The sequence below is a fragment of the Gordonibacter urolithinfaciens genome (assembly GCF_900199375.1).
Lineage (GTDB): Bacteria > Actinomycetota > Coriobacteriia > Coriobacteriales > Eggerthellaceae > Gordonibacter > Gordonibacter urolithinfaciens.
In genome coordinates this window covers 2,939,083-2,960,768 of the sequence record NZ_LT900217.1, presented here as the reverse complement: position 1 = coordinate 2,960,768, position 21,686 = coordinate 2,939,083, and the positions used below count along the sequence as shown (strand labels likewise).

Below are 21,686 nucleotides of genomic sequence, written 5' to 3'. Positions count from 1 at the left end.
GTCCCCTTGTCATGTGGGGGAGGAATCGCCCTCGCAGGGCGCTTCTGCCTGCGGCTGCGGCTTCTCGCCCGTGACCAGGAAGATCATGGCTATCATGAGCACGAAGCCCGCCCAGTCGGCTCCCGAGAACGCGGTTCCCAGCCACAGGGCCGAGAACGCCGTGGCGCTCACCGGCTCGATGGCGCCGAGCAGGCTCCCCTTCACCGAGCCCACGATGGACACGCCGTGTAGGTACAGCGCGAACGCGGCGAACGTACCCACGACGATGATCAGCCCGAACACAAGGAATCCCGCCGCGTCGAGCGTGGGCAGCGCGAGCCCCGCGCCACCCGCGACCCCGCCCGCCAGCCACACGAGCGCAGCCGCGACGCCGCCCACGAGCATGCCGATTCCCGTGACCGCGAAGCTGCCCCATTCGGCGAACAGCTTCTTCGGGTACATGATGTAGAACGCCACCGACAGCCCGTTCGCGATGCCCCACACAAGCCCCGGCAACGGCAGCGAGAGCGCCGACGGGTCGCCCTGCGTGGCGATGAGCCAGGTGGCGAACATGGCCGCAACCAGGCCGACGAGCTCCTTCGCCCGCGGCAGCTTCCGCCCGACGACGCACGTGAACAGCATGACGAACGCGATGCCCGTGCACTGCAGCACCGTGGCCGTGCCCGCGTTCGTGTAGTCGATGACGATGGCGTACGTGATCTGGCAGAGGTACAGGCCCACCGCGCCGAACACCGCGAGGCGCCCGAGCGTGCGCCGGTCGGCCAGCATCGCGGCCAGCCGCTCGCGTTGGCGCACCGCGAGCACGACGAGGAACAGCAGGCCCGCCCCCAGCATGCGCACCGCCGTGACGAACGGGGGCGTTATGTCGTAGTTCGACAGCAAGAACTGCGCACACGCCCCCGAGAAGCCCCAGAGCCCCGCGCCCACGAGCGCGCAGGCGATCCCCCGCCAGAACCGTCGCCGGAAGAAGGCCTCCCCCGCGCGCACGCTCGCACCAGGGACGGGCCCTGCCGTCTCGCCCCCGTTCATCGTTCGTCTCCTCATCCCGCCAGCTCCTTCAGGAACGCGAACACCGGCGCGAGCAGGTTGTCGCCTTCGTCCAGCTTGAAGTAGCGCAGCGGCAGCTGCAGCTTGCGCTTGTCGGCCAAGTAGCGGCCGCCCGCACGGCGCAGCTTCGTCATCTGGTCGCGCGACACGTCGATGGGCTCCACCACCAGGCGGCCGCCCGTCACCGACACGGTGCGGATATGCCGCTCGTTCGCGTAGGCCTTGATGCGCGCCTTCTCCAGCAGGTTCCTCGCGGCCTGCGGCATGTCGGGGCGCTTGGCGGCGAGGTCCGTCGCCACGTCCTCCACGGCCTGCCCGGTGGCGGCGCTCGCGATCTTGCGGTACCACAGCACCCGCTCGTCGGCGTCGGGCACATAGTCCTCGGGCAGGTAGGTGTGCCCCGGCACGTTCACCGTGATGTCGGAGAGCGCGGGCGGCAGCTGGTCCATGGCCTTGAGGTCGCCTTCGCGCGTGGCGCTCACAGCCTGCGCGAGCATCTGCGCGAACAGGTCGAAGCCCACCGCGGACATGTTGCCCGACTGCTCGGCGCCCATGAGGCTGCCGGCTCCGCGTATCTCCAGGTCGCGCATGGCGATGCGCATGCCGCTGCCCAGGTCGGTGTGCTCGTCCAGCGCGGTGAGGCGCGCCTGGGCCTCCTCGGTCAGGCTCACGTGCTCGGGGAACATGAAGTAGGCGTAGGCCTGCGTGGACGAGCGGCCCACGCGGCCCTTCAGCTGGTACATCTGCGCCAGGCCGTAGCGCTGCGAGTCCTCGATGATGAGCGTGTTCGTGTGCGGGTTGTCGATGCCGCTCTCGATGATGGTGGTGGCCACGAGCACATCCAGCTCGCCGGCACTGAAATCCTCCATCACGCGCTCGAGCTCCTCCTTCGACATCTGCCCGTGCGCCACGCCCACGCGCGCCTCGCCGGCGGCCGCCGCCACGCGACCCACGGCCTCCTCCATGGTGCGCACGCGGTTGGACACGTAGTACACCTGCCCGCCGCGCGCCAGCTCGCGGCGGATGGCAGCGCTCACCAGGTCGGGGTCCCACTCGCCCACGTGCACCTCGACGGGGCGGCGCTCGTCGGGCGGCGTGAGGATGAGGCTCATGTCGCGCACGCCCGACAGGCTCATCTGCATGGTGCGCGGTATGGGCGTGGCCGAGAGCGTGAGCACGTCGATGGACTCGCGCAGGTTCTTCAGCTGCTCCTTGTGGCCCACGCCGAAGCGCTGCTCCTCGTCGATGATCACGAGCCCCAGGTCGTGCGGGTTCACGTCACGCGACAGCAGCCGGTGCGTGCCCACGAGAATGTCCACGTCGCCCTCTTGGAACCCGCGCAGCGCCTCGGCCTGCTGGGCAGGTGTGCGGAAGCGCGAGAGCACCTCCACGCGCACGCCGAAGGGCTCGCAGCGCTCCTTGAAGTTCGTGAAGTGCTGCTGCGCGAGGATGGTGGTGGGACAGAGCACCATGACCTGCTTGGAGTCCTGCGTGGCCTTGAACGCGGCACGGATGGCCACCTCGGTCTTGCCGAAGCCCACGTCGCCGCACACGAGCCGGTCCATGGGCTTGGCGGACTGCATGTCGGCCTTCACGTCGGCGATGGCGGAGAGCTGGTCGGGCGTCTCCTGGTAGGGGAACGCCTCCTCCATCTCGCGCTGGGCCGGCGTGTCGGGACCGAAGCGGTAGCCCTGCACGGTGGCGCGGCGCGTGTACACGTCCACCAGGTCGAACGCCAGCTTCTTCGTGGCCGCGCGGGCCTTCTTCATGGCGCGCGACCAGTCGGCCGTGTTCAGGCGCGTGAGGCGCGGGGAAGCACCCTCGGGGCCCACGTAGCGCGTGACGCGGTCGAGCTGCTCCACCGGCACGTAGAGCTTGTCGCCCTCGGCGTACTCCAGCAGCAGGTAGTCGCGGGCCGTGCCGTCCACGTCGCGGCGCACGAGCTCCTTGAAGTGCGCCACGCCGTGCGCGGCATGCACCACGTAGTCGCCCGGCTTGTAGGGGAACGTGATGTCCGTGACGTCGATGTGCCGGCTCGGGCGCGCCGCGGACGCCCCCTGCGTGTCCGACACGCTCACGAGCGCGAGCTTCGCCTTCGGGATGATCATGCCGAGCGGCACGTCCACGTCCACCACGTTCACCACGCCTCGCCGCAGCCGGCGCTTGGCCGCGCCGGCGGTTTCCCCATCCCGACGGTCGTTCGCAGGGTCGGCGAGGGTTTCCGCGGCGTCGGCAGCTCCGGCGTTCGGGAGAACGTCGGAATCCAACGTCTCCTGGATGGGCAGGCCCTGGTCCACGAAGGCCAGCTTCATGTCCTGGCGGGCGCGGAAGTTCGGAGCGCTGAACACCACCGTGTAGCCGCCGTCCACGAGCGTCCGCAAGCGGCCGTACAGCTTGTCGGGGTGTCCCGCCACCTCCACGCGCTTGACCGGCAGCTCGTCGTCTATCTGCCCGCCCACGCGCATGATGGACACGTACGTGGCCCGCTGGCCGTCGCCGAAGCTCACGCCGGCGGGCTCGGCGTAGAGGCCCTCGAGCGCGATGCCCATCCCCTTCGACCGTCCCGCCAGGTCGTCGTAGGCATGCGTCATGTCGTCGAAGAGCGAGCGCGGCTCCACCAGCACCGAAAGGGCGCCGGGGCGCACGTAGTCGCCGAGCGTGGAGGTGGTCTTGTACAGGTAGGGCAAAAGCACGTCCGAGCCGCCCTCGCGCAGGCCGCCGTCCAGCCTCTCCAGCACGTCGCGCAGCGCGGCGTTCGTCTCGGCGGGCCGCTCAAGCTTCTGACGCGCGCGGGCGAGCGCGGCCCTCGAGGCCGCGAACTCCACGACGGGGTACACGTCGGCGCGGGGCAGCGCGGCGATGGTCTGCCCGGTGGTTGGCACGATGCGGCGGATCTCGTCCAGCTCGTCGCCGAAGAAGTCGAGCCTCACCGGGTACACCAGGTTGCCGGGGAACACGTCCAGGGTGCCGCCGCGCACGGCGAACGTGCCGGGGCCGTCCAGCTCTCCGGTGTTCTGGTAGCCGCGCTCCTCCAGGGCCCGCGCCACGCCCCCGAACTCGGCTACGCCCGCCGCCTTCGCGCCCTCCATGTCCGCCAGCTCGCGGCCGGCCTCGAACACAAGCGGCAGGTGCACGCTCGACCCCGCCGGCGGCAGCGCGCGCACGAGCGCGCGGGCGCTCGCCACCACCACGGCCTCGCGGCCGGAGGCCAGCGCATGCACGGCCTCCATGCGGCGCGCCGCCTGGGCCGGGTCGCCCGGCTTGCCGCCCCACGGGTAGTCGGCGCGCTCGGGGAAGCGCATGACGCGCTCGTCGCCCAGGTACGCCGCCACCTGGCGCGCGAACGCGATGGCCGCGTCCTCGCCCGCCACCACGACGAGCGTCGTCTGCGGCTTGTGCGCGAACCGCGCCGCCACGAGGAACGGCCGCGCCGACGAGGCCACGCCGAGCGTGCCGTCATGCCCCTCGTCGAGCTTGCCCCAGAACGCGTCGAGGCAACCCGATTTCTCCAGGGCGAACGTCAATGAGTCGATGAGCATAGCGTGTCCTATCCGTATGCGAACAGCACGAAAAGCCGCGATCGCGGCCTCGTGCAAGGTTTCTGCCTGCCGCCCGCGCAGGCGCGAACAGCGCAGACGATTCTACCACCCGAGGACGCCCTGCACGATGCCCGAAGGCGCGCATGAAGGAGAAACCACAGGCAGGCGGAGCGCGCCAGCGCATCGAAAGAGCGGAGTATCCGGCGCACGTTCCGGAGGCACACGTTCCGGAGATCCCTTCCGTATTCAAGGGCCCCCGGTCACCGTTTTGGCCGCTGTGAAGCGTTTCGGCGGCAATAAGGGGCTGCGGTTCGCGACCTGCGCAAACGGCAAGGGGCAACCAATCCGCCGTCGAAATCAGAGTCCGGGCGCGCGAGAAGCCTTCACAGCGGCTAAAACGGTGACTTTCGGAATGCTTTTCGGCGCTGTATCGAGGCGAAGGAGGATTCTACGCCTCGGATACCGCGCGCGCGGCAACCAGAAGCCACGCTCCCGGCTATCGCCGCATGGGATCATCCCGATATCCCCCCACCGCCAACATCGCCGCCACGGGGTTCGCCTTTCATCGCCACGGGTTGCCTTCGCCTCCCCGTATGGCGGCAACGCGCCCGCGAATTTCGCTATACTGGGAGGCGAAACCGTCCGCACGCTAGCCGACAGGAGACCCTATGCCGCGCGAGACCATGACCGCCAAGCGGGAGCGCGCGCTCGAGGTGGCGCGCCGCATGAACGAGCACTACCCGGCCGCCGAGTGCGCGCTGCACTACTGGGGCGACCCGTTCCGCCTGACCATCGCCGTGCTGCTGTCCGCGCAGACCACCGACAAGGGCGTGAACAAGGTGACGCCCAAGCTGTGGGAGCGCTACCCCACGCCGGCCGACCTCGCCTCCGCCGACGTGCGCGACGTGGAGGACATCATCCGCACCATCGGCTTTTTCCACACGAAGGCGGCGAACGTCATCAAGTGCGCCCAGATGGTGGTGGCCGACTACGCAGGCGAGATCCCGCGCGACATCGACGAGCTGCAGAAGCTGCCGGGCGTGGGCCGCAAGACAGCGAACGTGGTGCTCAACGAGGCGTTCGGCATCGTGGAGGGCATCGCGGTGGACACGCACGTGTTCCGCATCGCGCACCGGCTGAAGTTCGCGGGCCCCTCCGCCGACACGCCGGCGAAAACCGAGACGGCGCTGCTCAAGCTCTACCCGCGGGAATACTGGGGGCCCATCAACCACCAGTGGGTGCTCTTTGGCCGCGAGACGTGCATCGCGCGCAGCCCGAAGTGCGGCGAGTGCTTCGTCTGCGACCTGTGCCCCAGCTGCGGCAAGGTGTAGGGTTCCCCCGACTCCCCTTCGGCGAAAGGACCCCTTTTGGATACCCTCACCATCGTCGGCGCGCGCGAGGGCAACCTGCGCGACGTCACGCTCGCCATCCCCAAAAACAAGATCACCGTGTTCACGGGCGTGTCGGGCTCGGGCAAGTCCACCCTGCTCGTGGATGTGCTGGCCACCGAATGCCAGCGCCTGCACCTGGAGGCCCTCTCGATGCAGGGCATCCCCAAGCCCGCCGTCGAGCGCGTGCGGGGCGCCTCCCCTGCCATCGCCATCCTGCAGGACGGCGCGAACCGCAACCCGCGCTCCACCGTGGGCACGGCGACCGACGTGTACACGGCGCTGCGCATGGTGTTCGAGAAGCTGGGCGAGTACCCCTGCCCGCACTGCGGCCAGATGCTCTGCGCGGCCGACTGCGCAGAGGAGACGGAGCGCGTGGGCGACGACTTCCGCGTGTACCAGTTCTGCCCCTCGTGCGGCGAGCGCATGGACAAGGTCACGCGCACGGAGTTCTCGTTCAACACGCGCGAGGGCGCCTGCCCCGCATGCGAGGGCATGGGCGACGTGCTCGCGGTGGACCGCGCAGCCGCCGTGGACGAGTCCCTCTCGCTCGAGGACGGCGCCGTGGCCTTCTGGCAGGCGAGGTACCGGGAACACCAGATAGGCGTGTTCCGCGCGGCGTGCCGGCATTTCGGCCTGCCCGACCCTGCGCACGTGCCCGTGGAATCGTTCGACGCGCTGCAGAAGGCGCTCTTGTACGAGGGGTCCGAGGCGCCCGCGCTCGAACGCGCGTTGCCGCAGGTCGAGCCGCCCCGGAAGGTGGCCGACGGGCGCTTCGAGGCGTGGTGCCGCTGCTCATGCGCCGCCTGGGCGAGCAGGGGCCCGACGCGAAGGGCGTGCGCGCTTTCGTCATGCGCACCCCCTGCCCCGCCTGCGGCGGCGAGCGCCTGGGCCCGCGGGGCCGCGACGTGGTCGTGGCGGGCACGCGGCTGCCCCAGCTGGCGGGCCGGTCGCTGCGCGAGCTCGCGGCGTGGGTGCGCCGGGTGGGCACGCAGCTGGATGGGCCGCGCCGCGCGGTGGTAAAGGACTACCTGCTGGACATGGAGACGAAGCTCGCGCGCATCGGGGCCGTGGGCCTGGACTACCTGACGCTCGACCGCGCAACCGCCACGCTCTCGGGCGGCGAGCTGCAGCGGCTGCGCCTGTCCGCCGTGCTGGACTCGGAGCTCTCCGGCGTCGTCTACATCCTGGACGAGCCCACCGCGGGGCTCCACCCCCGCGACACGGAGGGCCTCGTGGGCATCCTGCGGCGCCTGCGCGACCTGGGCAACACCGTGCTCGTCATCGAGCACGACCCGGACGTCATGCGCGCGGCCGACCACCTGGTGGACCTGGGCCCCGGCGCGGGCGCGCACGGCGGGCGCGTGGTGGCCGAGGGGTCGCTCGCCGACCTCGCGGCCGCGCCCGACTCCGCCACGGGACGCTTCCTCGCGCGCCCGCTCGCGCCCAAGGCGGCGCCGCGCGCGCCCCAGGGCGCTCCGATCGAGCTGCGCAACGCCACCCGGTTCAACCTCGACCATCTGGATGCGGACATCCCCGCCGGGTGCCTCGTGGCGGTGACGGGCCCGTCCGGCTCGGGCAAGTCCACGCTCGTGTTCGACATCCTGGCCCGCGGCGATGCGCGCGGCCCCGAGAACGCCGTGTCCGGCTGCGCACACCTCGACCGCATCGTCGCCGTGGGGCAGGCGCCCATCGCGCGCATGAAGCGCTCGAACGTGGCCACGTACACAGACGTGTGGGCGCCCGTCCGCGCGGCCTTCGCCGCCTCCCCGGAGGCGCGCTCGCGCGGGCTCGCGGCCAAGGCGTTCTCGTTCAACACGCCCGGCGGCCGCTGCGAGACGTGCGAGGGCATGGGCACCGTCACGAGCAACCTGCTGTTCTTCCAAGACGTGCAGGCCCCCTGCCCTGCCTGCCACGGCCGGCGCTTCCACGACGAGGTGCTGGAGGCCACGCTCGACGGGCGCTCCATCGCCGACGTGCTGGCGCTGTCGGTGGACGAGGCCCGGGACGTCTTCTCCGCCCGCCCCAAGATCGCCCGCGCGCTCGGCCTCCTGTCCGACGTGGGCCTGGGCTACCTGGAGCTGGGACGTCCGCTCACCACGCTCTCGGGCGGCGAGGGCCAGCGGCTGAAGCTGGCGCGGGAACTCCTCGGCGGCGGCCGCGGGCGCACGCTCTACCTGCTGGACGAGCCCACGCGCGGCCTGCACCCGCAGGACGTGGAGCACTTCCTCGCGCTGCTCGACCGCCTGGTCGACGCCGGCAACACGGTCGTGGCGGTGGAGCACGACCATCGGGTGCTGTGCGCGAGCGACTGGGTGGTCGACCTCGGCCCCGAGGGAGGCGAGCGCGGCGGCCGCCTCGTGTTCGCGGGAACCCCCGCCGAGCTCGCCGCACACGGCGAGGGCGCCACGGCCGCCTGCCTGCGCCGGGCGCTCGGAAGGTAGCCGCGCGCTCGCATGCAGGCGCACTCGGCGGTATCGTCGACGTACGGAGAAACGAGCAAGGGGGAAACCATGCGCTATCGGGAACTGGGCCGCACCGGCCTTGAGGTGAGCGAGATCGGCTTCGGGGCCGAGTGGATGGAGAAGAAGACGGCGGCCGAGGTGAAGGCCGTGGCGGATGCGTGCGCCGCGTCAGGCATCAACATCCTGGACTGCTGGATGGCCGAGCCCGAGGTGCGCAGCAACCTGGGCGCCGCCATCGCGGGAGAGCGCGACCGCTGGATCATCCAGGGGCACATCGGCTCCACTTGGCAGAACGGCCAGTACACGCGCACGCGCGACCTCGACGCGGTACGCCCCGCGTTCGAGGACCTGCTCGCGCGCCTGGGAACCGACCACGTGGAGCTCGGCATGATCCACTACGTGGACGACGTGGAGGAGTTCGAGGCCATCATGGCCGGCGAGTTCATCGCCTACGTGCGCGCGCTCAAGGAGGCGGGAACGATCGGGCATATCGGCCTGTCCACCCACGCGCCCGAGGTGGCGCGCCGCGCGGCGCTCTCCGGCGAGGTGGAGGCCATCATGTTCAGCGTGAACCCCGCCTTCGACCTCCTGCCCGCCACGGCCAGCCTCGACGATGCGTTCACGTTCGACTACGCCGACGAGCTGGGCGGCATGGACCCGGCGCGGGCAGAGCTCTACGCGCTCTGCGAGCGCGAGGGCGTGGGCCTCACCGTCATGAAGGGCTATGCCGGAGGCCGCCTGTTCAGCGCCGAGGCGTCGCCGTTCGGCGTGGCGATGACGCCCGTGCAGTGCATCCACTACGCGCTCACGCGCCCCGCCGTGGCCAGCATCATGGCCGGTTTCGGCGAGCCGTCCCACGTGGCCGACGCCTGCGCCTACGAGACCGCCGACGACGCGGCGAAGGACTACGCGAGCGTGTTGGCCGGCGCCCCGAGGCACGCCTACTTCGGCCAGTGCACGTACTGCGGGCACTGCGCGCCCTGCCCGTCCGGCATCGACATCGCGCTCGTGAACAAGTTCTACGACCTGGCCACGATGCAGGACGAGGTCCCCGCCGGCGTGCGCGCCCATTACGGGTCGCTCGACGCCGCGGCCGCCGACTGCATCGCCTGCCGGGCATGCGAGCCGCGCTGCCCCTTCGGCGTGCCGGTGGCCGAGCGCATGGAGAAGGCCGCCGCGCTGTTCGCGTAGCGGCCCCGCCCACCGCGGGCGCCCTACGCGCCCGCCTCCCCCTCGGCTGCGAAGCGCTCGGCAGCCTCGTCGATGCAGGCGAGCGCGTTCAGCACGCGCGGGTAGCCTATGTAGGGTACGCACTGCGCCACGGCGCCCGCCAGCAGCTCCCTGCCGTTGCCCGCGCGCAGGTTGCCCAGCGCATGGGCGGCAAGCTGGGGCTCGCAGCCGCCCTGCGCGGCCAGCAGCACGAGCGTCGCCAGCTCGCGCTCGGCCAGCCCCAGGCCGCCGCGGGTGTACCAGTCGCCGAAGCAGTTGCCGGCCAGCCACGCGCTCACCGGGCGCCGGTCCTCGGGCCCGCGCTCCCATGCCGCGCGCAGGCCCTCGCCGAACAGCTCCACCTGCAGGTCGTTGCCGGCCGCGCGGCGGCTCTCGCGCGTCGTCGTGCCCTGGGGCGGAAGCGGCAGGCTCTCGCCGCGCTCGCACAGCACCTCGTTCGCCGCCAGCAAGAAAGGCAGCATACGCCCGAAGCCCACATAGGCCATCGACTGGTACACCAGCTCCTTCAGCTCGACGGACGTCACGCCCACCTCGAGCGCGGCCGGCGCGAGCGCCTTGAACGCCTCGACGCCCTGGCAGCCGATCAGCGCGGATAGGATGGCCAGGAAGCGCGTGCGGTCGTCAAGGTCGCCGCCGGCGCCCTCGGCGTTCACCACCTCGTCGAACGCGAAGTTGGCGAACAGCTCCACGAACTCGGGGTCGGTCTCGTACAGGGTGGCCGCGCTTCCGGGGTACAGCTTCTCGCGGTACGCCCGTGCGGCCTCGGTGATCCGGGGGGTCATGGCATGCTCCTTTTCCGCGGCGGCCCCGGCCCCGCAGGCGGCCTCGGCCTCCCGCGGGCGGCCGGGCGCGCCGCCGCCGTCTCTGGTTATGGCAGCAGCATATACCCCGGAGCCTGCTCCAAGTCAACCGCCACGGGAAAAGACGGCGCGCACCATAATTGCTACACTTTTACTAGGGTTTTCACACGGGCGTGGCCGGGCGTCCGAGCGGGTCCTTTGACATTACTTTGACGTCAAAGTATAATCTCCGAGCATCCGACGCATCGAAAGGAGCCCGCCTTGCGCGGAACCGTCAACCAGCTGGCCCGGACGCTCGGCCTGGCGAACCGCTTCCTCCTGGAGCAGCTCGAGCAGTACGGCCTCGCGGGCATCGCGCCCTCGCACGGCGACATCCTCGTGCAGCTGTTCGCACACGGAGAGCTGCCCATGAGCGAGCTGGCCCAGCGCATCGGCCGCGACCCGTCCACCGTCACCGCCCTCGTGAGGAAGCTCGCGGCCGGCGGCTACGTGTCCACGGCGAAGCTGCCCGAGGACAAGCGCGTGACGCTCGTCGCGCTCACCGAGCGCGGGCGAGGGCTGCAGCCCGCCTTCGAGTCCATCTCGGACGCGCTCGCCGACGTGCAGTGCCGCGGCCTGGACGACGGCGAGCTGGAGGCGCTCGACCGCGCGCTTCGCACGATGCAGGAGAACTTCGAAACCGCTCTGGAGGGAGAACACGCATGAACACCACCGCCCCCACCCGCCCGCGCCGCCTGCGCGCGGCCCTCGCCGCCCTCGCGCTCGCCGCGGCGGCGCTCCTCGCCCTGACCGCCTGCTCGTCGAACGGCGGCACCGAAGGCTCGAACGACGCCGCGCCCGCAGGCGACGGCGCCGACAAGACGCTGACCGTGGCCATGGAGCTGGCCTATCCCCCGTTCGAGACGAAGGACGACGCCGGCAACCCCAGCGGCGTGTCCGTGGACTTCATGAAGGACTTCGGCGCGGCGTACGGCTACGACGTGGTCATCGAGAACACCGCGTTCGACGGCCTCATCCCCATGGTGCAGACCGGCAAGGCCGACTGCCTCATGTCGTCCATCACCATCACGGACGCCCGCAAGGAGTCGGTGGACTTCTCCGACCCCTACGCCATGGCGCAGCTGGCCATCCTGGCCAACGCCCAGTCGGGCATCGGCAGCATCGACGACTTGAACCAGGCCGGCAGGAAGGTGGCCGTGAAGACCGGCTCCACCGGCGACGTGTTCGCCACGAAGAACCTTACCGAAGCCGAGGTCGTGCGCCTGGCCGACGAGAGCGCCTGCGTGACCGAGGTCGTGCAGGGCAAGGCCGACGGCTTCCTGTACGACCAGCTGACCATCTACCGCAACAACCAGAAGAACCCCGACACCACCGAGGCCGTGTTCATCCCGTTCCAGGACCCCGAGTCGTGGGGCATCGCCGTGGCCAAGGGCAACGACGAGCTGCTGGGCCAGCTGAACGAGTTCATCGCCCAGTCGAAGGCCTCGGGCGAGTTCGACCGCCTGACCGAGAAGTACCTGGCCAGCGAGAAGGCCGCCTTCGACGAGCTGGGCTTCAAGTGGTTCTTCGACTTCGAGTAGCCGCGCCGTCCGACCGCCGCGAGAAAGGCGCCCGTTGAAAGCACCCTCACCGCTCGCCCGCCCGTTCACGGCGGCGCCCCGCCAGGAAACGCCGCCGCTCAAGGCCGCGGCGAACTACCTTTTGGTCTGCGTCGCCGTGATTGCCGTATTCTGGGTCTCGCTCGGCATGACCGGCATCACGCTGAACTTCGACTTCGTGGGGCAGTACCGCGACCGCATCGGCAGCGGCTTCCTGCTCACGGTGGAGCTCTCGGCGGCCAGCCTCGTGGCCAGCATGGCCATCGGGGTGCCCGTGGCCCTGGGTCAGAGCGCGCGCGTGCTACCCGTGCGCTACCTGTGCGACCTGTACGTGAAGCTCGTGCGCGGCACGCCGCTGCTCGTGCAGATCTACCTGTTCTACTACATCATCGGCACGGCGTGGGGCATCGACAACAAGGTGGTGGCGGGCGTCGTCATCCTGTCCGTGTTCGCCGGCGCCTACATCGCCGAGATCGTGCGCGGCAGCCTGCTGTCCATCGACGAGAGCCAGCTGGAGGCCGCCCGCGCCGTGGGCTTCACGCGCGCGCAGACCGTGCGCCACGTGGTGCTGCCTCAGCTGGTGGCGCGCACGCTGCCGGCGCTCACCGGGCAGTTCGCCACCATCGTGAAGGACTCGTCGCTCCTGTCGGTCATCGCGGTCATCGAGCTCACGCAGACCATCCGCGAGATCACGGCCACCAACTACAACTTCTTCGGCGGCTTCCTGCTGCTGGGCGGGCTGTACCTGTGCCTCACGCTGCCCATCATGTTCGTGAGCAAGCGCTTCGAGAAGAGGTTCGGCTATGCGCATTAGGCTGGAGCACCTGGAGAAGGGGTTCGACGGCGTGCCCGTGCTGCGCGGCATCGACTTCGATGACGACGTGACCACGCTCGCCGTCATCGGGCCGTCGGGCGGCGGGAAGTCCACGCTGCTGCGCATCGTGGGCGGGCTCATCGCGCCCACGGACGGCACAGTGGAGGTGGACGGCGAACGCGTGGACTACGACGAGCGCGCGCTTCCGTCCTACCGCTCCCAGCTAGGCTTCGTGTTCCAGGCGAGCGGGCTGTTCCACCACTTGAGCGCTCTGGAGAACGTGGCGCTGCCGCTTTCCGTGGTTCATGGCGTGCCCGAGGACCAGGCCCGTGAGCGCGCCGCCGACCTGCTCGCGCGCTTCGGGCTGGCGGCCGAGGAGGCCAAGCGCCCCGCCCAGCTCTCGGGCGGCCAGCAGCAGCGCGTTGCCATCGCGCGCGCCGTGGCGGCGTCTCCCAAGATGCTGCTGCTCGACGAGCCAACGAGCGCGCTCGACCCCGAGTACACCAACGACGTGCTCGACCTCATCCGCGACCTCAAGGAGACCGGCACCCGTTTCATCGTGGTCACGCACGAGATGGGCTTCGCCCGCCGCGCCTGCGACAAGGTGGCGTTCCTGCACGGCGGGCGCCTGCTGGAATACGGCGAGAGCGCCCGCCTGTTCGACCATCCGGCCACGCCGGAGCTGCAGCGGTTCTTGGGCAAGCTGTTGGAATGGAGCATCCGATGATAGGCGTGCTGTACGAGTCGGACGAGTGGTCCGACCATAAGCTGGCGGCCGAGCTGGAGGCGTGCGGGGCGCCCGCGCTTCTGCTGGACATGGAGGACGCGGCGAGCATGCAGGCGGCGCTCGCCTGTGAGATGCTGGTCAGCCGCGTGTTCGCGAGCGCCCGGTTCCGCGGGCACACGGCCTCGCTTAAGCGCATGGCGCTCCTCGCGCGCACGGCCGAGGAGCGCGGCATCCCGCTGGTGAACCCGGCGCGCGCCCACTTCTTCGAGGTCGACAAGCGCCTTGCGACCGAGACGCTGGCCGCGGCCGGCCTCGTCACGCCCGCCGTCTACGCCTGCGCGATTCCAAAGGACGTCGACCCCGCATCACTCTCCTACCCCTGCGTGCTCAAGCCGAACTGCGGCGGCCGCACCACCTGCACCGCCATCGCGCGCAGCGCCGACGAGGCCCGGTCGTTCTTGGCCGGGGCCCCCGCCATCGCGTTCATCGCCGAGGAGTACGTGGAGCCGGCGCGCGGCTTCCTCACGCGCATCGAGGTGGTGGACGGCGCGTGCGCGCTCGTGGTGAAGCGCTCCGTGGCGGACAACGGCCTGTCGGCCTACCGCTTCGGCTCCACCTACGCCGCCTACCCCGACGTTCCCCGCGAAATCACCGACGCCGCGGAGCGGGCCGCCGCCGTGCTGTCCATCGAGCTGGGCAGCTTCGACGTCATCGAGTGCGGCCGCGGCCCCTGCATCATCGACGCGAACTCCGTGTCGAACGTCTCCGAGGACTGCACCGAGCTTTTGGGGATGGACCTCATGCGCGCCCACGCCGAGGCCATCGCCCGCCGCTGGCGCGCCCTGCCCACGAACTGACCTGCGAGAAAGGACCCGGCCCATGCTCACCATGAAGGAAGTTTTCGACCGTTTCGACGAGATCGGCTGCTGCAGCTTCGCCACGCCCGACGGGCACGGCGGCGTGGAGGCGCGCATCGCCCACTTCTTCGCCTACGACGACGAGGGGCTCTACCTGCGCACCATGGACGTGAAGCCGTTCTACCGCCAGCTTAAACAGAGCGGGCGGCTGGCCGTGAACGGAGAGCGCACGGAGGCCAAGGTCGTGTTCGACGAGAACAACCTGCCCCTGTTCAAGCCCGGCTACCAGATGCGCGTGGCCGGCGAGGTGCGCGAACTATCGATGGCCGAAGTCGAGGCCAAAGCCCCGCACGACCGCAACTTCAACGTGGCCGTGTACGACATCGCCAAGTACCCCGAGACGCGCGTGTTCGTGCTGCACCGCTTCCACGGCGAGCTGTACGACTACGACTACGCCATGGTCAACCGCGACCATAAGCTCCACCGCGAGCGCTTCGCGTTCGGCGGCGACGCGTACGAGGAGCCGGGCCTGCGGATCACGGACGACTGCATCGCCTGCGGCACCTGCCTCGCGGGCTGCTCGTTCAAGGCCATCGTGCCCGGCGAGCCCTATGCCATCCTGGGCGAGCGCTGCGACGAGTGCGGCAACTGCTACCACGCCTGCCCCGCCGGCGCGGTGGAGGGCAAGGGGGAGTAGGGCCCTTCTCCGCGCGCCTGGCAGGAAAGCTCTTCGTCGCCGCGACCGTTCGCCGATCGCACGCGGGCGCCATCGGCGCCAAAATTGGTACAATAGCCATGCTGATCTGCGCCGTCCTTCTGACGCGATGGAATCGCGCAACCGTTTCCCCACCCAATCAGACCAGGAGGTCGCCATGGTTTCCCCCGGAGACATCGTCGTCTACCGCCATCACGTCTGCAAGGTGGCCGCCGTGCGCGAGGCGTACTTCGAGAGCCGGGACTACTTCGAGCTGCACGCGCTGTTCGAGAACTCCCTCAAGCTCTTCGTAGCCGTCCCCGAGGCCGAGCCGCCCGCGCTGCGCCCCGCCATGTCGCGCAAGGAGGCGCTCGCGCTCATCGATTCCATCGCCGACGCGCAGACCATCGACGAGGACGTCCTGAAGCCGGGTGCGAACACGCCCACGCTGCTGGAGCGGCGCCTGAAGGAGGAGTACGACAAGCGCCTCAAGACGTTCTCGCCGCAGGACCTCGTGCCCATCATGAAGTCCGTGCACGAGCGCACCGTGCGCCGTTCCGGCGCCGGCCGCCAGATCACCGCCACGGACAAGAAGTACTTCGACCTGGCCGAGAACCTGCTGTGCGACGAGCTGTCCGTGTCGCTGGGCATCGAGCGCGACGGCGTGCGCGACTTCCTCGTCGATCGCGTGAAGAAGGCCGAGGCGCGCCGCCGCTGACGCATCTCCGGGAACGGGGCCTGCCATACTCGCGGCTCCTTTGCGCGGGGCCGTGAGCCTGCGCAAAGGAGCCGCACCGTCGAGCTGCCCGAGGCCCTCGTTCTAGCCCGGCAGACGGACCACGCCTTCGCCGACCGCACTCTACGGAGCGTTCATTGCGCGCGCCGCCGCGCACGGGTATCGTGGGACGGCACGCGAAACCGAACCAGGAGGAGAACCATGGACATCAGACGCACCGGCGAGCTCATCCGCAGCCTGCGGGAGGAGCGCGGGCTCACGCAGCTCCAGCTGACGCAGCTCGTGGGCGTGGGCGACAAGGCCGTGTCGAAGTGGGAGCGCGGGGGCGGCTGCCCCGACGTGTCGCTTTTGCCCGCGCTCGCCGAAGAGCTGGGCGCCACCGTCGAGGCGCTTTTGGCAGGCAGCCTCTCCCCCGACGAGCTCCAAGGAGGCACTATGAGGCGCACGGCATTCCGCGTTTGCCCTTCCTGCGAGAACATCATCACCACCACGGGGGACGCCGACGTCTCCTGCTGCGGCAGGAAGCTCGGGCCGCTGCCCGTGCAAGCCGCCGACGACGTGCACGCCGTGCGGGTGGAGGACGCAGAGGGCGACTGGTACCTCACGTTCGACCATCCCATGGAGAAGGCCCACAGCCTGGGCTTCGCCGCCGTCGTGGGCTACGACAGCCTGGCCGTGGAGAAGCTGTACCCCGAGCAGGGCGGCGAGGCGCGCCTGCCGCACCTGCCCGGCGGCACGCTCTACACCTGGTGCACCGAGCACGGCCTCATGCGGCATCCCGCCGCGCACCCTCGCCGCTAGGCGCATCCGGCTCGGCAAGCGGTCGGCGACGGGCCGGCCGAGCACCCGTCAGGCCGGCGGCTGGCCGGCCGCGGCCGCCAGCTCGCGCACCCGGGCGACCACCGGCGCGATGGCGGCGCGGTCGGTGCCGTCGAAGCCGCCGCGCATCCCCGAGAGCATCTCGGCGGCGCGTGGGTCGGTGGCCGCCTGCTTCTCCTGCATCTTGAAGAACATCTTAATGGCCAGCTTGTTCGGCAGGCTCAGCCTCTCGTAGGCGAACCCGCCGCGCAGGTAGAACCGCTCCACGCCGTCGAGCTCCGGCGAGGGAAACTCCCGCGCCATCGCCTCGTCCACCATGTCGGTCCACTCCGGCGGCGTCGCGCCCACGGCGAACGCGACGAAGGGGGTGCCCGGGTGCGCTGCCCGGGTGCGCGCGAGCCACTTCTTCCCCACCAGGCCGCCCGCATGGAACCAGCCGCCGAACACGACCACGTCGCACGCGCCTGCATCTATCGCGTCAGCCCGCTCCACCGGCACGGCCTCGCAGCCCAGCTCCTCTGCGATCCATTCCGCGTACCGGCGCGTGAACCCTGTCTGCGACGCGTACACCACGATGGCGCTCATCGCGCGCCTCCTTCCGCCGCAGCGCCCGCAGGTGCCCCGATCGCATGTGCAGAGAAGAACCGTCCCAGGTGGTCGCGTATGAGCGGCTCCGCGTCCTCCCAGGGAACGTCCGAGAGCAGCAGCAGGAACACCGGCCCGTAGAACTCGCGCGCGAGGGCCTGGGCGTCGTCGAGTGCGAACTGCCCGATGGCCATCAGGTGCTCGAACACCGCGCGCTGGATGGCCAGGGGCTGCTCCACGAACACGAAGCGGAACGCCTCCGCAGCGTGGGCGTCGGCGTACCGGCTTGCGGCCAGCAGCCGGCGCAGCCGGACCATGTCCCCGTCCGCGAAGAAGTGCCGGAACCCCGCCAGCACCCGCCGCTCCGTCTCCTCGAACGCACCGGCGTACCCGGCGGGGTCCTCGACCGGCGCGGTCATGACGCCCTGCTCCGCGAACACCGCGCGCGTGCGCTCGAGCTGCGCGGCCAGCACCGCGTCGAAGATGGCCTGCTTGCCCGGGAAATGGTTGTAGAGCGACGCGTCCTTGACACCCACCGCCGCCGCGATGTCGCGCACGGAAACGGCATGGTACCCCTGCTCCGCGAACAACCCGAACGCCGCCTCGACGATTCGCCCTTTCGTGTCCCTGCTCCTCACGTATCCTCCTAAAACTAGTGTGCGCTAGCTATTATACTAGCAATTGCTAGTTTTGCAAGGAGACCCAACAACCGTACCGATGCTTCCCATGGAGCATCGGCATAGGGAAACGGGAAGAGCAGGGCTTGAGACGGTCTCGCAGGAAGCGGGCCCGAAGTGCGTGGATCGCACGCGCTGACGGAATCACCGCTCGGCGGATGGCAAGGCTGGCTCGGCGCAAGACCAGGCGCAGGCGGCGTGAAAGCGGGCGCCCGATGCCGGCGAAGCGAGGGCGCTAGCCCTTCGTCGCGGCCTCGAGCATCTGCTGGAGCACCTCGACGTGGCTGCGGCGCTTGTGGGTGGCGGTGCCCAGGAGGCAGACGCTTTTGTACTCGCCGTAACGGTCGTAGAACTGCGGCACGGCCTCGCGCTCGCGGATGTCCTCGCGATAGGCGTCGGCGTAGGCGTCCCAGCCGATGTTGCCGTGCAGGTAGCGCTCGAGCATGGTGGGCGCCGGGGCGAACAGCTTGTCGTGCACGTAGTCGGCGTGCAGGAGCTTCGGCACGAAGTACGCCAGGTCGTTCTTCTTGGTGAAGCCTGCCAGCTGGTTCGTGTTCTTCAAGCGCGTGTCCAGCAGCAGGTCGACGTCCCATGACTCCAAGGCGCCGAAGAACTTCTCGGCAGTGGTCTCGTAGGCGCTGATCGTGTTGATTCGCATGGCGGAAGGCTCCTTCTCGGCCGCGCGCGAACGCGGGCCACGGCTTTTCGGAACACCATAACCGCGCCGCCCGCGCTCCAGAGCCGCGCGCAGCCGTTGTGGCGCAACCGCAGGCGTTTCGTCACGCAACCGCCACGGCCGAGCCCGCCGGACCCCGCGCACCGGCGCCCGGGCCGGCCGCAGCCTGCCGAAAACCCCTCTCCTTGCGTTTTCTGCTCGCCGAGAAGGCCGATTGACCTTACAATACGATCAACGTTAATTTGAATGCCCGTCAACAAGACGCGAGGTAGCCCTGCATGGACGCGAATGAAGCGCTGAACTCCTTCGACCTCGATCCGCGCCTGTTCTACGATGCCATAGCGTACAGCACGGACGACTACCTTTACATCATCGACATGAAAACGGACATGGCGCTCGTGTCCGAGAACATGCTGCACGACTTCGACCTGCCCGGACGCGTGTTCGAGGGGCTCATTCCCCGATGGCGCGAGCTCATACTTGAGCGCGACCGCCAGAGCTTCGACGAATCCATCGACGACATGCTCTGCGGCAAGACCGACGAGCACGACCTGGAGTACCAGGTGCGCAACCGCAAGGGCGAGTACATCTGGATCGTATGCCGCGGGCTGCTCATGCACGACGACGGCGCGCCCGTGCTGTTCTCGGGCGCCGTCACCAGCTTGGAGCGCAAGGGCAAGGTGGACGCCACCACGGGCCTGTTCATGCACGGCAAGTGCCTGCAGGTGCTCGACCGCCTGCTCGCCCACGAGCGCCCCTCGGGCGGCGTCCTGCTTTTGGGGCTCGACGACTTCTCGCGCATCAACTCGCTCAACGACCACTCGTTCGGCAACGGCGTGCTGCGCCAGTTCGCGCAGACGCTCCAGCGCCTGCTGCCCGAGAACGCCTCGGCGTTCCGCTTCGACGGCGACGAGTTCGCGGTCGTGCTCGACGATGCCGACCGCGGCGCCATGGAGGACCTGTACCGCACCGTGCACGCCTTCGCCAACCGCCAGCAGGCCATCGAGGGCGTGCCGTACTTCTGCACGGTGTCCGGCGGCATCGCCATGGTCGGCGAGGACGGCTCCACGGGGCTCGACCTCATCAAGCATGCCGAGAGCGCGCTGGAGGAGAGCAAGCACCGCGGCAAGAACACCGTGTCGTTCTTCTCGTCGGACATGTCGAGGGAGAAGCTGCGCCGCCTGGAGCTCAGCGACCGCCTGCAGGCGTCCGTCATGGACGGCATGCGGGGCTTCCCCTTGCACTACCAGCCGCTCGTGGACGCCGACACGCTGCGCATCGTCGGCGCCGAGGCGCTGCTGCGCTGGAGCGCAGACGAGTTCGGCAGCGTGAGCCCGGCCGAGTTCATCCCCGTGCTGGAGTCCTACGGCCTCATCGGCGCCGTGGGCCGCTGGGTGTTCCAGCAGGCCGTCCGGCAGTGCGCGGCATGGGACCTCGTCCAGCCCGACTTCATCATGAACGTGAACATCTCCTACCTGCAGCTGCTCGAGGCCGACTTCGTGCCGTTCGTGGAGCATGCCCTGGTCGAGGCCGGCACCAAGCCGAGCCGTATCGTGCTGGAGATGACGGAGAGCTACTTCGTCACCGACCTGGAGGCGCTGCGCGCGACGTTCGACCGGCTGCGCGCCATCGGCATACGCCTGGCCATGGACGACTTCGGCACGGGGTACTCCTCGCTCGGCCTGCTGTCGCAGTCGCCGGCCGACATCGTTAAGATCGATCGGCTGTTCATCAAGAACATCCATGCCGAGTCGTTCAACCGCGCGTCCATCGACGCCGTCATCGATCTCTGCCATAGCGTGGACATCGAGGTGACGGTGGAGGGGGTTGAGGAGCGAACCGAGCTGGACACCGTGCGCGCCATCGGTGCAGACAGCGTGCAGGGATTCCTCGTTTCGCGCCCGCTGACCGCCGGGCAGTTCGAGGAGCGCTTCCTGGGCGCGGGCGGCCCCGGAAAGCAAGAGGCCTGACCGGCCCCGCGCAGGTCAGGCCGCAGGCTGGGTACGCGGCGCCCCTTTCCGCGCGGAGCGCCGCAGGCTGCGGCGCTCGGGCGCCCCGGACAGGGCCGACGCGGGGGCGGCGGGGCCGTCCATTACGGCCACGCGGTACGCGCTCTTCCCCGTGCGCTTGATGCGGTACAGCGCCTGGTCGGCCACGCGGTAGTACGACTCGTACGACCAGCCGGGCCTCCCCACGGCAGCGCCGATGCTCACGCTCACCGGCACGCCCTCGGCCGAGAGCCGCTCGACGCCCGCGATGACGTCGAAGCATATCCGCTCGGCCACGCAGGCGCACGGGATGTCGGCCACGAACGCGGAGAACTCGTCGCCGCCCGCGCGGAACACGATGTCGGTACGCCGGAACGACTGCTCCAGCAGCTGGGCGAACCCGCGCAGCACGTCGTCGCCGCGGTGGTGCCCGTGCTCGTCGTTCACCTTCTTGAAGTCGTCCACATCGAACATGAACAGCGCGCTGCACGCACCCTCCCAGCGCGGTTCGGCAAGGGCGCCCTCCACGAGGCGCCTGCCCTGCCGCACATGGTACAGGCCGGTCAGCGGATCGCGCATGGCCTGGCGCTCCAGGAGACGACGCTCCTCGCGCAATCGGCGGTCCAGCAGAGCCTGCTCGGTAACGTCCTGGAGCACGCAGGCGCAGAAGCCCTCGCGGGGGCGGTAGGAACGCACGGAGAAGTAACGGTCGCCGGAAACGCTGCGGCAGGTGAAGTACTGCGCGGCGCCCGTGCGCGCCGTGTCGTCCAGCACTCCCAGCATGCAGCGCGCAACATCGGGGCAGGCATCGAACACCGACGAGCCCACGAGCACCTCGCGCGCGCAGCCTGCCAAGGCGATGGCGGCATCGTTTACATAGGCGAACACCAGGTCGACGGTGCGCCCCTCCTCGTCGGGGATGGTCTTGACGACGGCGAACGGCACGGGCATGGCACGCAGGTAGTCGGTCTCTTCGCTGGGGTTCGGCACGGTGCTCGGCACTCCTCTTGCTGGCTCTCTGGAACGGGAGGAGGAGGCCGCGACGC

Annotated in this window: 19 protein-coding genes; 12 read left to right on the top strand and 7 right to left on the bottom strand. The window is 69.8% G+C overall.

Going from position 1 to position 21,686, the window contains the following annotated elements; translation table 11 throughout:
* Nucleotides 1-9: 9 nt before the first annotated feature.
* Nucleotides 10-1,044 carry a DMT family transporter gene (locus BN3560_RS12685; RefSeq protein WP_227115529.1) on the bottom strand — a complete coding sequence of 345 codons (1,035 nt, stop codon included), beginning with the start codon at nucleotides 1,042-1,044 and terminating at the stop codon, nucleotides 10-12.
* Nucleotides 1,041-4,586 carry a transcription-repair coupling factor gene (gene mfd / locus BN3560_RS12680; protein ID WP_096228329.1) on the bottom strand — a complete coding sequence of 1,182 codons (3,546 nt, stop codon included), beginning with the start codon at nucleotides 4,584-4,586 and terminating at the stop codon, nucleotides 1,041-1,043. Before mfd ends, BN3560_RS12685 begins: the two co-directional genes overlap by 4 nt.
* A 668-nt stretch (nucleotides 4,587-5,254) precedes the next feature.
* Here mfd and nth point away from each other — a divergent pair.
* From nth to BN3560_RS12665, 3 genes are all read left to right on the top strand, one after another.
* Nucleotides 5,255-5,917 (top strand): endonuclease III, encoded by a 663-nt coding sequence (gene nth / locus BN3560_RS12675; protein WP_096228328.1) that lies wholly within the window; start codon nucleotides 5,255-5,257, stop codon nucleotides 5,915-5,917.
* 36 nt (nucleotides 5,918-5,953) lie between these two features.
* On the top strand, nucleotides 5,954-6,997 hold the full coding sequence (locus BN3560_RS14570; RefSeq protein ID WP_197702192.1) for an excinuclease ABC subunit UvrA: 1,044 nt from the start codon (nucleotides 5,954-5,956) through the stop codon (nucleotides 6,995-6,997).
* Nucleotides 6,998-8,487: 1,490 nt separating this feature from the next.
* Nucleotides 8,488-9,630 (top strand): aldo/keto reductase, encoded by a 1,143-nt coding sequence (locus tag BN3560_RS12665; protein ID WP_096228327.1) that lies wholly within the window; start codon nucleotides 8,488-8,490, stop codon nucleotides 9,628-9,630.
* 23 nt (nucleotides 9,631-9,653) lie between these two features.
* Here the strand turns inward: BN3560_RS12665 and BN3560_RS12660 are convergent, their stop codons facing one another.
* On the bottom strand, nucleotides 9,654-10,451 hold the full coding sequence (locus BN3560_RS12660) for a carboxymuconolactone decarboxylase family protein (RefSeq protein ID WP_096228326.1): 798 nt from the start codon (nucleotides 10,449-10,451) through the stop codon (nucleotides 9,654-9,656).
* Between the two features lie 279 nt (nucleotides 10,452-10,730).
* Here BN3560_RS12660 and BN3560_RS12655 point away from each other — a divergent pair, with 279 nt between their 5' ends.
* The 8 genes from BN3560_RS12655 (at nucleotide 10,731) to BN3560_RS12620 (ending at nucleotide 16,696) form a co-directional block, all read left to right on the top strand.
* Nucleotides 10,731-11,174, top strand: coding sequence for a MarR family winged helix-turn-helix transcriptional regulator (locus BN3560_RS12655; protein ID WP_096228325.1), 444 nt, complete (start codon nucleotides 10,731-10,733; stop codon nucleotides 11,172-11,174).
* Nucleotides 11,171-12,049, top strand: a complete 879-nt coding sequence (locus BN3560_RS12650) for a transporter substrate-binding domain-containing protein (protein ID WP_096228324.1) — start codon at nucleotides 11,171-11,173, stop codon at nucleotides 12,047-12,049. The genes BN3560_RS12655 and BN3560_RS12650 overlap by 4 nt, the downstream gene beginning before the upstream one ends.
* Before the next feature lie 34 nt (nucleotides 12,050-12,083).
* Nucleotides 12,084-12,881 carry an amino acid ABC transporter permease gene (locus BN3560_RS12645; protein ID WP_197702191.1) on the top strand — a complete coding sequence of 266 codons (798 nt, stop codon included), beginning with the start codon at nucleotides 12,084-12,086 and terminating at the stop codon, nucleotides 12,879-12,881.
* Nucleotides 12,871-13,608: an amino acid ABC transporter ATP-binding protein gene (locus BN3560_RS12640; RefSeq protein WP_096228323.1), complete on the top strand. Its 738-nt coding sequence runs from the start codon at nucleotides 12,871-12,873 to the stop codon at nucleotides 13,606-13,608. The genes BN3560_RS12645 and BN3560_RS12640 overlap by 11 nt, the downstream gene beginning before the upstream one ends.
* Nucleotides 13,593-14,465 (top strand): ATP-grasp domain-containing protein, encoded by an 873-nt coding sequence (locus BN3560_RS12635; protein WP_096228322.1) that lies wholly within the window; start codon nucleotides 13,593-13,595, stop codon nucleotides 14,463-14,465. The genes BN3560_RS12640 and BN3560_RS12635 overlap by 16 nt, the downstream gene beginning before the upstream one ends.
* A 22-nt stretch (nucleotides 14,466-14,487) precedes the next feature.
* Nucleotides 14,488-15,162: a 4Fe-4S binding protein gene (locus tag BN3560_RS12630; protein ID WP_096228321.1), complete on the top strand. Its 675-nt coding sequence runs from the start codon at nucleotides 14,488-14,490 to the stop codon at nucleotides 15,160-15,162.
* 175 nt (nucleotides 15,163-15,337) lie between these two features.
* Nucleotides 15,338-15,877: a CarD family transcriptional regulator gene (locus BN3560_RS12625; protein WP_096228320.1), complete on the top strand. Its 540-nt coding sequence runs from the start codon at nucleotides 15,338-15,340 to the stop codon at nucleotides 15,875-15,877.
* A gap of 219 nt (nucleotides 15,878-16,096) precedes the next feature.
* The gene (locus BN3560_RS12620; RefSeq protein ID WP_096228319.1) at nucleotides 16,097-16,696 is read left to right on the top strand and encodes a helix-turn-helix domain-containing protein; all 600 of its coding nucleotides are present in this window, start codon (nucleotides 16,097-16,099) and stop codon (nucleotides 16,694-16,696) included.
* A gap of 48 nt (nucleotides 16,697-16,744) precedes the next feature.
* On the opposite strand, the gene BN3560_RS12615 is transcribed toward BN3560_RS12620, so the two are convergent.
* The 3 genes from BN3560_RS12615 to BN3560_RS12605 all read right to left on the bottom strand — a co-directional run bounded on the left by BN3560_RS12615 (nucleotide 16,745) and on the right by BN3560_RS12605 (nucleotide 18,634).
* Nucleotides 16,745-17,299: a flavodoxin domain-containing protein gene (locus tag BN3560_RS12615; RefSeq protein ID WP_096228318.1), complete on the bottom strand. Its 555-nt coding sequence runs from the start codon at nucleotides 17,297-17,299 to the stop codon at nucleotides 16,745-16,747.
* Entirely contained in the window at nucleotides 17,296-17,937 is a 642-nt protein-coding gene (locus BN3560_RS12610; RefSeq protein WP_096228317.1) for a TetR/AcrR family transcriptional regulator, read from the bottom strand. Before BN3560_RS12610 ends, BN3560_RS12615 begins: the two co-directional genes overlap by 4 nt.
* Nucleotides 17,938-18,211: 274 nt before the next feature.
* A complete protein-coding gene (locus BN3560_RS12605; protein ID WP_015539900.1) occupies nucleotides 18,212-18,634 on the bottom strand; it encodes a DUF488 domain-containing protein in 423 nt (140 codons plus the stop codon).
* Between the two features lie 296 nt (nucleotides 18,635-18,930).
* On the opposite strand from BN3560_RS12605, the gene BN3560_RS12600 reads away from it, so the two are divergent.
* The gene (locus BN3560_RS12600; protein WP_096228316.1) at nucleotides 18,931-20,622 is read left to right on the top strand and encodes a bifunctional diguanylate cyclase/phosphodiesterase; all 1,692 of its coding nucleotides are present in this window, start codon (nucleotides 18,931-18,933) and stop codon (nucleotides 20,620-20,622) included.
* Nucleotides 20,623-20,637: 15 nt separating this feature from the next.
* On the opposite strand, the gene BN3560_RS12595 is transcribed toward BN3560_RS12600, so the two are convergent.
* Nucleotides 20,638-21,630, bottom strand: a complete 993-nt coding sequence (locus BN3560_RS12595; RefSeq protein WP_157780584.1) for a sensor domain-containing diguanylate cyclase — start codon at nucleotides 21,628-21,630, stop codon at nucleotides 20,638-20,640.
* Between the last annotated feature and the right edge of the window lie 56 nt (nucleotides 21,631-21,686).

What these genes read in the sequence shown, in the direction of transcription:
- BN3560_RS12605 (WP_015539900.1), bottom strand. Translation starts at nt 18,634, where the DNA reads ATGCGAATCAACACGATCAGCGCCTACGAGACCACTGCCGAGAAGTTC.
- BN3560_RS12685 (WP_227115529.1), bottom strand. Translation starts at nt 1,044, where the DNA reads ATGAGGAGACGAACGATGAACGGGGGCGAGACGGCAGGGCCCGTCCCT.
- BN3560_RS12640 (WP_096228323.1), top strand. Translation starts at nt 12,871, where the DNA reads ATGCGCATTAGGCTGGAGCACCTGGAGAAGGGGTTCGACGGCGTGCCC.
- BN3560_RS12625 (WP_096228320.1), top strand. Translation starts at nt 15,338, where the DNA reads ATGGTTTCCCCCGGAGACATCGTCGTCTACCGCCATCACGTCTGCAAG.
- BN3560_RS12630 (WP_096228321.1), top strand. Translation starts at nt 14,488, where the DNA reads ATGCTCACCATGAAGGAAGTTTTCGACCGTTTCGACGAGATCGGCTGC.
- BN3560_RS12650 (WP_096228324.1), top strand. Translation starts at nt 11,171, where the DNA reads ATGAACACCACCGCCCCCACCCGCCCGCGCCGCCTGCGCGCGGCCCTC.
- BN3560_RS12665 (WP_096228327.1), top strand. Translation starts at nt 8,488, where the DNA reads ATGCGCTATCGGGAACTGGGCCGCACCGGCCTTGAGGTGAGCGAGATC.
- BN3560_RS12620 (WP_096228319.1), top strand. Translation starts at nt 16,097, where the DNA reads ATGGACATCAGACGCACCGGCGAGCTCATCCGCAGCCTGCGGGAGGAG.
- nth (WP_096228328.1), top strand. Translation starts at nt 5,255, where the DNA reads ATGCCGCGCGAGACCATGACCGCCAAGCGGGAGCGCGCGCTCGAGGTG.
- BN3560_RS12635 (WP_096228322.1), top strand. Translation starts at nt 13,593, where the DNA reads ATGGAGCATCCGATGATAGGCGTGCTGTACGAGTCGGACGAGTGGTCC.
- BN3560_RS12660 (WP_096228326.1), bottom strand. Translation starts at nt 10,451, where the DNA reads ATGACCCCCCGGATCACCGAGGCCGCACGGGCGTACCGCGAGAAGCTG.
- BN3560_RS12600 (WP_096228316.1), top strand. Translation starts at nt 18,931, where the DNA reads ATGGACGCGAATGAAGCGCTGAACTCCTTCGACCTCGATCCGCGCCTG.
- mfd (WP_096228329.1), bottom strand. Translation starts at nt 4,586, where the DNA reads ATGCTCATCGACTCATTGACGTTCGCCCTGGAGAAATCGGGTTGCCTC.
- BN3560_RS12615 (WP_096228318.1), bottom strand. Translation starts at nt 17,299, where the DNA reads ATGAGCGCCATCGTGGTGTACGCGTCGCAGACAGGGTTCACGCGCCGG.